Below are 12,999 nucleotides of genomic sequence, written 5' to 3'. Positions count from 1 at the left end.
GCCATGGCTCTGTCGCGGCGCAGCGGGCAGCGGTTCCAGCATTCGATCTGGCCCGGGTTTGTCGATGCGATGACGGGCCTGCTGTTGGTTCTGATGTTCCTGCTGACCATCTTTATGGTGGTGCAATTTGTGCTGCGAGAGACCATCAACGGCCAGGAAAGCGAGCTGGATGAGCTATCGTCTGAGGTGCAGGCGCTGGCCAATGCGCTGGGTCTGGAGGAACGCGACAACAACCGCCTGAATGCGCGGCTAGGGGCGCTCAGCGCGACGCTTTCCACTACCCAGGGGGATCTGGCACAGGCGCAAGACGCCCTGGATCAGCAGCGTGCGGTGATTGCCGGGCTGACGGCTGAACGGGATCAGCAACTCGCAGCCCTGGCGCAGGCACAAAGCCAGATCACCGCCTTTGAGGCGCAGGTTGCGGCCTTTATTGCCGGGCGGGATGCCGCTGAGGCGCAGATCGCTGAACTGACAGAAAACCGCGCGGCGCTTGAAACCGAGCGCAGCACATTGCTGAGTGAAGCGGAGGCGATGAATATCGCCCTGGCGCAGGCGCGCAAAGAGATTGATGCCGGTGTTGAAAACGCCCGCCTTGCAGCGGCCAAGCGCGAAGCCCTGGAGGCGCTGATCGCCGATCTTGAAACACAGGGGGAGCAGCAGGCAAGCGCGGTTTCGGCCTTGACCGCGCAGCTGAGCGCCGAGGAAGAAGCCCGTCTGGTGGAAGCCGCCGCCGCCGAAGCCCTGCGGGCGCGTCTTGAAACTGCGGATGCAGAGCTGACGGCGATGACCCTGTCGCTGGAACGCCAGAGGCAGGAGGCGGAGGACACGCTGACGCTCTTGGCGGCAGCGGAGCAGGCAAAGGAGCGGTTGAACAGTGATCTGGAACAGGCCCTGGCAACCCTGGAGGCGGCCAAGGCACAGGGGCAGCAACGGGATGAGCTGGCCGAGCGTCTGACCCGGGTGCTGGCGCAGATGCAGGTCTCGCAATCCGCCGCCGAAGGCCGTGTCGCGGCGCTGGAAATTGAGCTGAACCGGCTGCGCCAGGACAGCAACGCCACGCAGGACCGCCTGAACACCGAACTGGATGGCGCCCGTCGCTTGGCGGCTGAAAACAAGGCCGCCTTAGAGGCGGAGCTGGCGCGGCAACGCGCCGCCAATGTTGAAACCGAAACCCAGTATCAAAGCGAGCTGGCCAGCCTGCAGCGGCAGCAGGCCAAAGCTGTCTTGCAGCTGGAGCAGCAACTGGCGGCACAACGGGCTGCGGCAGATGACGCCCAGCGTCGGCTGGAAACCCAACTGGCCCGGTTGCAGGCCGATACGGCTTCGGTGATGTCCGGGCTGGAGGCGGAACTGTTGCAGGCGCAAAACGAACTGGCTGCAGCCCGGAGCGCCGCTAACTCAACCGCTGAGGACCGCGCGTCAGTCGAGTTGCGTCTGTTGGAGGCCCTGGATGCTTTGGAGACAGCCCAGGCGGCGGCCAGCGATCAGGCGGTTTTGCAGCAACGGCTTTTGGCGGCTTTGAATGCCCAGCAAGATGCTGAAAGCCGCGCTGAAACGGAGCGTAGCCTGGCGCAGGACCGTGCGGCTCTGCTGGCTCAGGCGCAGGCGGCCTTGTCCGATCAGGAAAGCATCTCGGCAAAGGCCCAACGCGAGACCGCCTTGCTGAACCAGCAGGTTGCCGCCCTGCGCGAGCAACTGGGCGGGTTGCAGGCCATTCTGGACGATTATCAAGAGCGCGATGCGGCGCAGCAGGTGCAGTTGCAAAACCTCGGCCAAGATTTGAATTCGGCACTGGCGCGGGCTGCCTCCGAAGAGCGCCGCCGCCGCCTGCTGGAAGAAAGCGAACGCAAGCGGCTGGAGATTGCAGCGGCAGAACTGGCCAGCAAGGCAGAGAGCCTGGAAACCAAGGCAGAGGAATTGGAGCGTTACCGGTCTGAGTTCTTTGGTCGCCTGCGCAATGTTCTGGGCAACCAGGAAGGCGTCCGGATCGAGGGCGACCGCTTTGTCTTTGCCTCCGAGGTGCTGTTTGCCTCGGGCAGTGCGGATCTGTCGAGCGCAGGTAAGGGGGAGATTACCAAGGTGGCGAAGATCTTGCAGAGCGTTGCCGCCGAGATCCCACCAGAGCTGAACTGGATCATCCGGGTGGATGGCCATACCGACAACACGGCCATGGCGGGCAGCGACAAATACAGTGATAACTGGGAGCTGAGCCAGGGCAGGGCGCTGTCGGTGGTGCGCTTTATGATCGAAAATCTCGGCATAGCGCCGGATCGCCTGGCGGCCAATGGCTTTGGCGAGTTCCAGCCAGTGAATACCGATGATACCCCGCAAGCCCGCGCCCAAAACCGCCGGATTGAGCTAAAGTTCACCGAACGCTGACCAGATGCTGCCTGTACCATGACTGAGTGCGGGCTTAGAACCTGAGTGAGGGCCTGGGACTGGGTGCGGGTCTGCTGCGGATCCCCCCGACCAGAAGAGCACTGTGCGTTTCGGAAGGCGTGCAGATAGCCCACCTCGCAGGGGGGGGCATGGTAGGTGATCACCAGTCATGATGGAGGGCTGATCCCTATCTGAGGTCGATGACCTCTTCGATCCTGTCGATTTCCTCATCATCGCGCAGCAATACCGCCAGTGCAGTATAGCGCCCATAGTCCCAGGCTGCGTTCCGCAACCGTTTGCCAGAGGCCCGAAAGAACTGCGCTTGATCGCGCTCCAGGGTGATCTCATGAACGGAAAAGACCCCTTTGGGGCCGGAAATGGTCAGGCGCACGCGGTCGCCCATTTGGCCACCAAAGGCATAGGCCCAAAACACCAGCGCCGGTGACTTGGTGGTCAGCCGCGTGCGCGCGGCCTCGCCGGACTTGATCGTCTGGAACTCCGGAACCTGGGTCGAAAACCCAGCCCCCAGAAAGCCGCCGGGCTGATAGGGCAGCGGTTCGGCCCAGAGGCTGGGGGCGGCTGGATCCGCAGGGGTGTCGCAGGATTGGCGGCCTTCGGGGGCAAAGGGGTCTACAACAGTGCCGTTTCGGCGCAGCGACAGGTGCAGATGGGGGAACTGGGTTTTGCCAGAAAGTCCAACTTCGCCCAAGTCGGTGCCGGCCTCAACCTGCTGTCCCTTTTGCACCAGAACAGAGCCCTGCTTCATATGGCAATACTGGGTTTCCCAGCCGTCCGCATGGCGCAGCACAACGCCGTTGCCACATTCGCGGCCTTGCAGCATCTCGGCGTTATCCTGGGTGGAATAGGCATCAGGCATGGTGTTTCGCGTCCCCTGAACAACTCCTGATGCAGCCGCACGGACTGTGACGCCGGCCTGCATGTCGCTCAGGTAGGGGAGGGCGATATCCGTGCCTTTATGTCCCGAGTAGCTGAGCCCCTGACACCGATAATCCTGAGTGGCGGGGCCGGGGAGATGATCGACATATTGCTGGATATGGCAGGTTTCGCCCAAGCGACAGTCCAGCGGCCATTGCAAGGTGAAATCGCCCGCCACGGCAGGACCCGTGACGAGCGAGAGGAGGAAGGCTCCGACAGATAGCCGCATGGTCAGTCGGCAGTTAGCAATGGCGGTTTGTCGCCAGAGATCCGTGGCTTGATGGGCCCTTCGATCCGCAGATCCAGCTTGCCATCCTTGATGCCAACCTTGACCAGCCCACCCTTTGCCAGCTTGCCAAAGAGCAGTTCTTCGGCGAGAGGTTTCTTGATGTGCTCCTGAATGACGCGGCCAAGTGGCCGTGCCCCCATGCGATCATCATAGCCCCGGTCTGCCAGCCATTCCGCAGCCTTGCGGGTCAGCTCAATCGAGACATTGCGGTCCATCAACTGGGCTTCCAGCTGCAGAACGAACTTCTCGACCACTTGCAGGATCACCTCTTTGGGCAGTGGCGCAAAGGCAATCACGGCGTCCAGGCGGTTGCGGAATTCCGGCGTGAAGGTGCGCTCAATCGCGGCGGTGTCTTCACCTTCGCGGCGATCACGGCCAAAGCCAATCGCAGCCTTTGCCATATCCGAAGCACCGGCGTTGGAGGTCATGATCAAAACCACGTTGCGGAAGTTCACCGCGCGGCCGTTGTGATCCGTGAGCTGACCGTTATCCATCACCTGCAACAGGATGTTGAACACATCCGGATGCGCCTTTTCGATCTCATCAAGCAGCAGCACGCAGTGCGGGTGCTGATCAACCCCATCGGTGAGCAGGCCACCCTGATCAAAGCCGACATAGCCGGGAGGCGCGCCGATCAGACGGGAGACCGCGTGTTTCTCCATGTATTCCGACATGTCAAAACGCAGCAGCTCCACCCCCAATGTGTCGGCCAACTGTTTGGCGACCTCGGTTTTGCCAACCCCGGTGGGGCCCGCAAAGAGGTAGTTGCCGATGGGTTTTTCCGGTTCGCGCAGCCCTGCACGGGACAATTTGATGGCACTGGCCAGCGCGTCGATGGCGTCGTCCTGGCCAAAAACAACCCGCTTCAGGCTCTTCTCCAGATCCTTCAGCACCTCGGCATCGTCTTTGGTGACGCTCTTGGGCGGAATGCGGGCGATCTTGGCCACCACGGCTTCGATTTCCTTGACGCCAATGGTTTTGCGGCGCTTGCTTTCCGGCAGCAAATGCTGTGCCGCACCTGCTTCGTCGATCACGTCGATCGCCTTGTCGGGCAATTTGCGGTCGTTGATATACCGTGCCGCCAGTTCCACGGCGGATTTGATCGCGTCCGCCGTGAACTTGACGCTGTGATGTTCCTCAAAATAGGGTTTCAGCCCTTTGAGGATTTCAACAGAATCCTGCACCGAGGGTTCATTGACGTCGATCTTCTGGAAACGCCGTGCCAGGGCACGGTCTTTCTCAAAATGCTGGCGGAACTCTTTGTAGGTGGTGGAGCCCATGGTGCGCAGCTTGCCGCCCTGCAGGGCAGGTTTCAGCAGGTTGGAGGCATCCATGGCACCGCCAGAAGTGGCACCCGCACCAATCACGGTGTGGATCTCATCAATAAAGAGCACGCCATCGGGGTGGGCTTCCAGTTCGGTCACCACAGCCTTGAGGCGCTCCTCAAAGTCGCCGCGATAGCGGGTGCCGGCCAGCAGCGCCCCCATGTCGAGCGAGAAGATGGTGGTTTTGGAGAGAACCTCGGGGACTTCGCCCTGTACGATTTTACGCGCAAGACCTTCGGCGATTGCGGTTTTGCCAACGCCGGGATCGCCCACCAGCAGCGGGTTGTTCTTGCGGCGGCGGCACAGCACCTGGATGCAGCGCTCTACCTCATGGCTGCGACCGATCAGCGGGTCAATGTCGCCTTCGCGCGATTTGGCGTTGAGATCGACGCAGTATTTATCCAGCGCGCTCTCTTTTTTGTCGCTTTCGCCGGGAGGGACAGAGCCCATGGCGTCATCTTCGCTTTCGGGCGCGCCGGTGACCGGGCGGGATTCGCCAAAGGCGGGATCCTTGGCCACGCCATGAGCGATGAAATTCACCGCATCATAGCGGGTCATATCCTGATCCTGCAGGAAATAGGCGGCGTCGCTCTCGCGTTCTGCAAAGATCGCGACCAAGACATTGGCGCCGGTCACTTCGGTACGGCCGGAGCTTTGCACATGGATGGCGGCGCGCTGAATGACCCGTTGGAAGGCCGCTGTCGGGACCGCTTCCGATCCATCGACATCCGTCACCAGATTGGCGAGATCTTCTTCGACAAATTCAATCAGCGAGGCGCGTAGCTGACCCAGCTCAACGCCACAGGCGCGCATCACACGGGCGGCTTCGGGTTCTTCGATCAATGCCAGCAGCAGGTGTTCCAGCGTGGCAAACTCATGGCGCCGCTCATTCGCCAGCGCGAGCGCGGCGTGAATGGCTTGTTCTAGTGTGCTCGAGAATGAAGGCACGGGCGTGCTCCTCTGTTCTTGGGTTGACCGGGACATTGGCTTTCTGCCTCTTCCCCATGCATCAACCATGTCGTCATAGTATTAGAGTTTGGTTGATAGAGCGGCAGCTTCAAGGACTTTCTTTCAAATTTAGGTCACATTTCTTTTTAAAGCGGTTGAATTGCACCCCATCTTTGCCGGCCAAGACCCTGATCTGAAGCGTTAGAACTGGTCCTTTCGCTGCCGAATCTCTGCAAAAACATCTGCGTTTTCAGCACCTTCCATGCCGATGGCTGATTTCACCTCATCCAGATGAGCCCGCAGAAACGGATTTGTGTCCAGTTCCAGCTGTAAAAGTGACGGAACAGTGGCTTCGCCTTTGGCGCGTTTTGCGTTTATTTCATCAACGCGCAGATGCAAAGCGCTATTGTCCGGTTCGATTGTCACGGCAAAACGGGCGTTGGACTGGGTGTATTCATGGCCAGAGTAGACCATGGTCTGCGGCGGCAGGGCCATCAGGCGGTTGAGACTTTCCCACATCATCTTTGGCGCGCCTTCAAACAGGCGACCACAGCCAAGCGCCATCAGGCTGTCAGCGGTAAAGACAGCCTGGCTCTCGGGCAGGAAAAAGGCGATGTGCCCAATTGTGTGGCCAGAGACATCCAGCACCTGGACCTCTTCGCCAAACAGATCAAAGCGCGCGCCATAGTCCAGCGCATGGTCAAGCGGCGGCAGGCGGTGGGCGTCGGGTTTGGCGCCATAGACCCTGGCGCCATAGCTGCGCCGTAGCTCTTCAACGCCGTCGATATGGTCGTAGTGGTGATGGGTCAGCAGGATGGCGTCCAGGCCCCAGCCTCGGGCGCTCAGCGCAGATTTCACCGCTGCGGCCTCTGGCGCATCCACCAAAGCGGTTTGGCCGCTCTTGGCATCATGCAGCAGATAGGCATAGTTGTCCGAGAGACAGGGCAGGGTAATGATTTCCAGGGGCATGGTCTTTCGCCTCACCATTGTTACACTGCGCATAGATTGGCCCAAGCAGCAGGCACCCGCAATGCATCTTGATGTTCAGGATCTTAGGAATTTCTATTACCGCAGTACCCTGGGCCGGGCGGCGCAGGCCTCGGTGCGCAACCGACTGCTGGAACTCTGGCCAGAGGCCGCTGGGCAGACCATGGCGGGGTTTGGCTTTGCCGCCCCTTTGATGCGGCCCTATCTGGCCGAGGCGCGGCGGGTCATTGCCCTGATGCCGGGCCCTCAGGGGGTGATGCAATGGCCTGCAGGCATGCCCAATGTCTCGGTCCTGTGCGAAGAGACCACCTGGCCCATTGAAACTGGCCGGGTGGATCGTCTGGTGGTCATGCATGGGTTAGAGACCTCGGAACGGCCAACCCAGGTGCTGGAGGAATGCCGCCGGGTTCTGGGGCCGGGGGGGCGGGCTATCTTTGTGGTGCCTAACCGGGCCGGGTTCTGGGCGCGGTCAGACAAGACCCCCTTTGGCTATGGCCGCCCCTATACGCTTATCCAGCTCGAAAATCAGCTGCGCCTGCATGAGTTCACCATCGAACGCCATGCCGCTGCCCTGTACCGGCTGCCAAGCCAAAAGCGGTTCTGGCTCAAGTCCGGCGCCCTGTTTGAGCGGGTGGGGCGGCAGTTGCCGACCATGTTGGCGGGGGGCGTGTTTCTGGTTGAGGTCAGCAAGCAGACCCATCCGCAACATGGGCATATGACCAAGGTCAAGCGCGCCAATCCGATCCGGGTTCTTGAGGGGTTGTCGAATCCCCTGCCGGACCCCGTCTGACCCCGCCAGCCTGAAACCGCCGACCCAATCCAGCGAGAGCGTTTACGGATATTGGGGCGCATTGGCGCTGGAGGCGGATCATCGCGAAGATGATTCTGTTTGTAACTTTTTGCAACAGGGGCTTGAATTCCGACGGCATCCGTCAGGAGAATACGGGGCAATATTGTCGTTTTTACTCGGTCAGGAATCGTAATTTGCTGCCGTAACGTAGATAAAAATGCTGTTGTTTAGGAGGGCAAACGGCCGCACTTTGGCTAACTAATTGAAAACATTGAAATCACTGAATTCACCCTAGAGACTATAGACAGTTGATAGGATGCTAACGCTCTGTTACATCCACGCTGATTTTAACGCCCTGCCGCTTTGGTGGGGCTTGCTCACGCCCCCGGACGCCGTCTGCCCGCAGACATGCCAACCGGGGCCAAATGTCGGAAGGGTGGACGTGTCCGAACCAGCTTCGATTTCAGCAGGCATTGCTGCGCGCTATGCCACTGCGGTCTTTCAGATCGCCGAAGAAAGCAAGGCGCTCGATAGCCTTGAAACCAGCATCAATGATCTGGCAGCTGCCCTGGCTGACAGTGACGATCTGCAAACCCTGATCAGCTCGCCGCTGATTTCTCGTAATGAGCAGGGGGCCGCGATTGCGGCTGTTGCGGATAAAATGGGCCTGGCGCCCGTTCTGCGCAATACTCTGGCTCTGATGGCGCAAAAGCGCCGTCTGTTTGTGGTGCCAGCGCTGATCTCCGCCTTGCGGGATCGTCTGGCTGAGGCCCGCGGTGAAGTGACTGCCGATGTCGTCTCTGCCAAGGCGCTGACCAAGACCCAGAGCGAAAAGCTGGCCAAGACTTTGGCCGAGCGCGTGGGCAAAAAGATTACCATCAATGCAACCGTCGATGAAAGCATCATTGGCGGTCTCGTCGTTAAAGTGGGCTCGAAGATGATCGATAGCTCGATCCGCTCCAAGCTCAACTCCCTACAGAATGCAATGAAAGAGGTCGGATAAATGGGTATCCAAGCAGCAGAAATTTCTGCGATCCTAAAAGACCAGATCAAAAACTTTGGTCAGGAAGCCGAGGTGGCTGAAATTGGTCGCGTGCTGAGCGTTGGCGATGGTATCGCCCGCGTATATGGCCTTGACAATGTTCAGGCTGGTGAAATGGTCGAATTCCCTGGCGGAATTATGGGCATGGCGCTGAACTTGGAGTCCGATAACGTAGGTATCGTTATCTTTGGCTCCGACCGCGACATCAAAGAAGGTGACACTGTCAAGCGCACCAACTCGATCGTGGACGTTCCCGTTGGCCCCGAGCTGCTGGGTCGCGTTGTTGACGGTCTGGGTAACCCGCTGGACGGCAAAGGCCCGATCAACGCTGCAAAGCGTGGCGTTGCCGACGTCAAGGCACCTGGCATTATCCCACGTAAATCGGTTCATGAGCCGATGGCGACAGGCCTGAAATCTGTTGATGCGATGATCCCCGTTGGCCGTGGCCAGCGTGAGCTGATCATTGGTGACCGTCAGACCGGTAAAACAGCCATCGCGCTGGACACCATTCTGAACCAGAAATCCTACAACGACGCAGCAGGCGACGATGAGTCGAAAAAACTGTACTGCGTTTACGTAGCGATTGGTCAAAAGCGTTCGACTGTTGCGCAGCTGGTGAAAAAGCTGGAAGAAGCCGGCGCGATGGAATATTCGATCGTGGTTGCTGCAACTGCCTCCGATCCTGCGCCTCTGCAGTTCCTGGCCCCCTATGCCGCGACCGCGATGGCTGAATATTTCCGCGACAGCGGCAAGCACGGTCTGATCATCTATGATGACCTTTCCAAACAGGCCGTTGCCTATCGCCAGATGTCGCTGCTGCTGCGTCGTCCGCCCGGACGTGAAGCCTATCCTGGTGACGTTTTCTATCTGCACTCCCGCCTGCTGGAACGTTCGGCCAAACTGAACGAAGACTTCGGCGCTGGTTCGCTGACGGCTCTGCCCGTTATTGAAACCCAGGGTGGTGACGTTTCCGCCTTTATTCCAACCAACGTGATTTCGATCACCGATGGCCAGATCTTCCTGGAAACCGAACTGTTCTACCAGGGCATCCGTCCTGCTGTGAACACCGGTCTGTCGGTTTCGCGTGTTGGCTCCTCTGCACAGACGAACTCGATGAAGTCTGTTGCGGGTCCGGTGAAACTGGAACTGGCTCAGTACCGCGAAATGGCGGCCTTTGCTCAGTTTGGCTCCGATCTCGACGCCGCCACACAGCAGCTGCTGAACCGTGGTGCCCGTCTGACCGAGCTGATGAAGCAGGCGCAGTACTCGCCGCTGACCAACGCGGAAATCGTCTGCGTGATCTTCGCCGGTACGCAGGGTTACCTCGACAAGATCGACGTAAAGGCCGTTGGCCGCTACGAGGAAGGCATGCTGGCGCATCTGCGTGGCAAGCACGCTGATCTGCTCGAGTGGATTTCCACAGAAGATCCAAAGATCAAGGGCGATGCTGCCGACAAGATCAAAGCAGCGCTGGACGAATTCGCCGCAGATTTCGCTTAAGGGGATAAGGCAATGCCAAATCTCAAGGACCTGAAAAACAGGATCGCGAGTGTCAAAAGCACCCGTAAGATCACTAAAGCCATGCAAATGGTGGCCGCGGCGAAACTTCGCCGCGCCCAGGAAGCTGCCGAAGATTCACGCCCCTACACCAAACGGTTCAATGCCGTGATGGCAGGGCTGGCCGCTTCGGTTGGCGGCAGTGACTCCGCGCCCAAGCTGCTTCGCGGCACCGGGAGCGATCAAGTTCAGCTGCTGGTCGTCATGACCTCTGAGCGCGGTCTGTGCGGTGGCTTCAACGCCAATATTTCCAAGCTGGCGCGCCTCAAGGCGCAAGAGCTGAAGGCTGCTGGCAAGACGGTCAAGATCCTGACCGTTGGTAAAAAGGGCCGCGACGCACTGCGTCGCGACTTTGCCGATGATTTCATCGGCCACGTGGACCTGAGCGAAGTCAAACGCATCGGCTATGCCAATGCGCAGGACATCGCAAAGGATATCCTGACCTGCTTTGACGCTGGTGAATTTGATGTTGCGACCCTGTTCTATGCCGGGTTCGTCAATGTTGTGACCCAGGTGCCAACAGCGCAGCAGATCATTCCGGCCTCTTACGAGGGCGGTGCCGCTGAAGAGACTTCTTTGGCCGTTTACGACTACGAACCCAGCGAAGAGGCGATCCTCGCCGATCTGCTGCCCCGTGGCGTATCGACCCAGATCTTTTCGGCGCTGCTGGAAAACGGTGCATCCGAACAGGGTGCCCGGATGAGTGCGATGGATAACGCCACCCGTAACGCTGGCGAGATGATCGACAAGCTGACAATCGAGTTCAACCGCTCGCGTCAGGCCGTCATCACCAACGAGCTGATTGAAATCATTTCGGGCGCTGAGGCGCTCTAAGAGACAACCGGAGACAAACACATGGCAAACGCAAAAGGCAAAATCACGCAGGTGATTGGCGCCGTTGTGGACGTGCAGTTCGAGGATGCCCTGCCGGAAATCCTCAACGCTGTGACCACCGACAACAATGGTAAGAAACTGGTTCTCGAGGTTGCTCAGCACCTGGGTGAGAACACAGTCCGTACCATCGCTATGGACGCAACCGAAGGTCTGGTGCGCGGTCAGGACGTGACCGACACCGGCGCGCCTATCTCGGTTCCAGTTGGCAATGCCACACTGGGTCGTATCCTCAACGTCATCGGCGAACCCGTTGACGAAAAGGGCCCCGTAGACGCCACCGAAACCCGGGGCATCCACGGCGACGCGCCTGCATTCTCAGAGCAGTCGACTGCCACCGAGATCCTGACCACAGGTATCAAGGTTATCGACCTTCTGGCCCCCTACACCAAGGGTGGTAAAATTGGTCTGTTCGGCGGTGCCGGCGTTGGCAAAACCGTTCTGATCATGGAACTGATCAACAACATCGCGAAGGTGCACTCTGGTGTGTCCGTGTTCGCCGGTGTTGGTGAGCGGACCCGTGAAGGCAACGACCTGTATCACGAGATGATCGAATCCGGTGTTATCGTTCCCGATAACCTGGTCGAGTCCAAAATTGCGCTGGTCTACGGCCAGATGAACGAACCTCCCGGTGCGCGTATGCGGGTTGCTCTGTCGGGTCTGACCCTGGCGGAACAGTTCCGTGACGACAGCGGTTCGGACGTTCTGTTCTTTGTGGACAACATCTTCCGCTTCACCCAGGCCGGTTCCGAAGTTTCGGCTCTGCTGGGTCGTATTCCTTCGGCGGTTGGCTACCAGCCAACACTGGCCACCGACATGGGTGCGATGCAGGAACGGATCTCGTCGACCAAAAACGGTTCGATTACCTCCGTTCAGGCCGTCTACGTTCCTGCGGATGACCTTACCGACCCTGCGCCTGCAACCTCGTTTGCGCACCTGGATGCGACAACCGTTCTGGATCGTGCGATTTCGGAAAAGGGTATCTACCCTGCGGTTGACCCTCTGGGGTCGACATCGCGTCTGCTGGATCCCCTGATCATTGGTGACGAGCACTACAAAGTTGCCACTGACGTTCAGCAGATCCTGCAGCGCTACAAGTCCCTGCAGGACATCATCGCCATTCTCGGCATGGACGAGCTGTCAGAAGACGACAAACTGGCCGTGGCCCGTGCGCGTAAGATCGAACGCTTCCTGTCCCAGCCGTTTGACGTTGCTAAAATCTTCACCGGTGCCGACGGTAAGCAGGTTCCGCTGGAAGACACTATCGCATCGTTCAAGGCCGTTGTGGCTGGCGAATACGACCACCTTCCCGAAGGCGCCTTCTACATGGTTGGCGGCATCGACGAAGTGATCGCAAAAGCCGAGAAAATGGCTGCTGACGCGGCCTAAGGAGGGCCCTGATGGCTGATACCATGCAATTTGACCTCGTAAGCCCGGAGCGCAGCCTAGCGTCGCTCCAGGTGAATGCGGTTCTGATCCCCGGCGCGGAGGGTGACATGACGGCGATGCCGATGCATGCACCCACCATTACCACCCTGCGTCCGGGTGTCCTGCGGGTTGAAAGCTCGCAAGGCACTTCGGAGTTCGTGGTCACCGGCGGGTTTGCCGAAATCAGCGCTGAGGCCCTTTCGGTCCTCGCTGAGAAGGCAATCCCAATGGATGAGATGACCCGCGCCCAACTGGACGAGCTGATCGAAGAGGCTCGTAACATGTACAAAACCGCGCAGGACGCGGAGCAGCCCCACGACATCGTCGAGGAAGCCGCCAAGCTCCTGTCGGACATGGAGGCCCTGGGCACACATATGAGCCTGTAACGGCCCATGGATGCACGCCCAGTGTGTTCTCAAGACTTAGA

General features: G+C 59.4%; 10 protein-coding genes. 7 read left to right on the top strand and 3 right to left on the bottom strand.

Annotation, left to right across the window (positions count from 1 at the left end; genetic code table 11):
• Nucleotides 1–3: 3 nt before the first annotated feature.
• Nucleotides 4–2,379, top strand: coding sequence for a peptidoglycan -binding protein (locus ARCT_RS0117045; RefSeq protein ID WP_027241156.1), 2,376 nt, complete (start codon nt 4–6; stop codon nt 2,377–2,379).
• Between the two features lie 187 nt (nt 2,380–2,566).
• On the opposite strand, the gene ARCT_RS0117040 is transcribed toward ARCT_RS0117045, so the two are convergent.
• From ARCT_RS0117040 to gloB, 3 genes are all read right to left on the bottom strand, one after another.
• Nucleotides 2,567–3,544, bottom strand: a complete 978-nt coding sequence (locus tag ARCT_RS0117040; RefSeq protein ID WP_027241155.1) for a M23 family metallopeptidase — start codon at nt 3,542–3,544, stop codon at nt 2,567–2,569.
• 2 nt (nt 3,545–3,546) lie between these two features.
• A complete protein-coding gene (gene clpA / locus ARCT_RS0117035; protein ID WP_027241154.1) occupies nt 3,547–5,877 on the bottom strand; it encodes an ATP-dependent Clp protease ATP-binding subunit ClpA in 2,331 nt (776 codons plus the stop codon).
• A gap of 201 nt (nt 5,878–6,078) precedes the next feature.
• Nucleotides 6,079–6,846: a hydroxyacylglutathione hydrolase gene (gene gloB, locus ARCT_RS0117030; RefSeq protein WP_027241153.1), complete on the bottom strand. Its 768-nt coding sequence runs from the start codon at nt 6,844–6,846 to the stop codon at nt 6,079–6,081.
• A 61-nt stretch (nt 6,847–6,907) separates the two neighbouring features.
• On the opposite strand from gloB, the gene ARCT_RS0117025 reads away from it, so the two are divergent.
• From ARCT_RS0117025 to ARCT_RS0117000, 6 genes are all read left to right on the top strand, one after another.
• Nucleotides 6,908–7,654 carry a class I SAM-dependent methyltransferase gene (locus ARCT_RS0117025; RefSeq protein ID WP_027241152.1) on the top strand — a complete coding sequence of 249 codons (747 nt, stop codon included), beginning with the start codon at nt 6,908–6,910 and terminating at the stop codon, nt 7,652–7,654.
• A gap of 442 nt (nt 7,655–8,096) precedes the next feature.
• The gene (locus ARCT_RS0117020; protein WP_027241151.1) at nt 8,097–8,657 is read left to right on the top strand and encodes a F0F1 ATP synthase subunit delta; all 561 of its coding nucleotides are present in this window, start codon (nt 8,097–8,099) and stop codon (nt 8,655–8,657) included.
• Nucleotides 8,658–10,196 (top strand): F0F1 ATP synthase subunit alpha, encoded by a 1,539-nt coding sequence (gene atpA, locus ARCT_RS0117015; RefSeq protein WP_027241150.1) that lies wholly within the window; start codon nt 8,658–8,660, stop codon nt 10,194–10,196.
• 12 nt (nt 10,197–10,208) lie between these two features.
• Nucleotides 10,209–11,087 (top strand): F0F1 ATP synthase subunit gamma, encoded by an 879-nt coding sequence (locus ARCT_RS0117010; protein ID WP_027241149.1) that lies wholly within the window; start codon nt 10,209–10,211, stop codon nt 11,085–11,087.
• A gap of 21 nt (nt 11,088–11,108) precedes the next feature.
• Nucleotides 11,109–12,533 carry a F0F1 ATP synthase subunit beta gene (gene atpD / locus ARCT_RS0117005; protein ID WP_027241148.1) on the top strand — a complete coding sequence of 475 codons (1,425 nt, stop codon included), beginning with the start codon at nt 11,109–11,111 and terminating at the stop codon, nt 12,531–12,533.
• A gap of 11 nt (nt 12,534–12,544) precedes the next feature.
• The gene (locus tag ARCT_RS0117000; RefSeq protein ID WP_027241147.1) at nt 12,545–12,958 is read left to right on the top strand and encodes a F0F1 ATP synthase subunit epsilon; all 414 of its coding nucleotides are present in this window, start codon (nt 12,545–12,547) and stop codon (nt 12,956–12,958) included.
• The last annotated feature ends 41 nt before the right edge of the window (nt 12,959–12,999 follow it).

The organism is Pseudophaeobacter arcticus DSM 23566, from assembly GCF_000473205.1.
GTDB lineage: Bacteria > Pseudomonadota > Alphaproteobacteria > Rhodobacterales > Rhodobacteraceae > Pseudophaeobacter > Pseudophaeobacter arcticus.
This window is presented reverse-complemented; position numbering and strand designations above follow the sequence as displayed.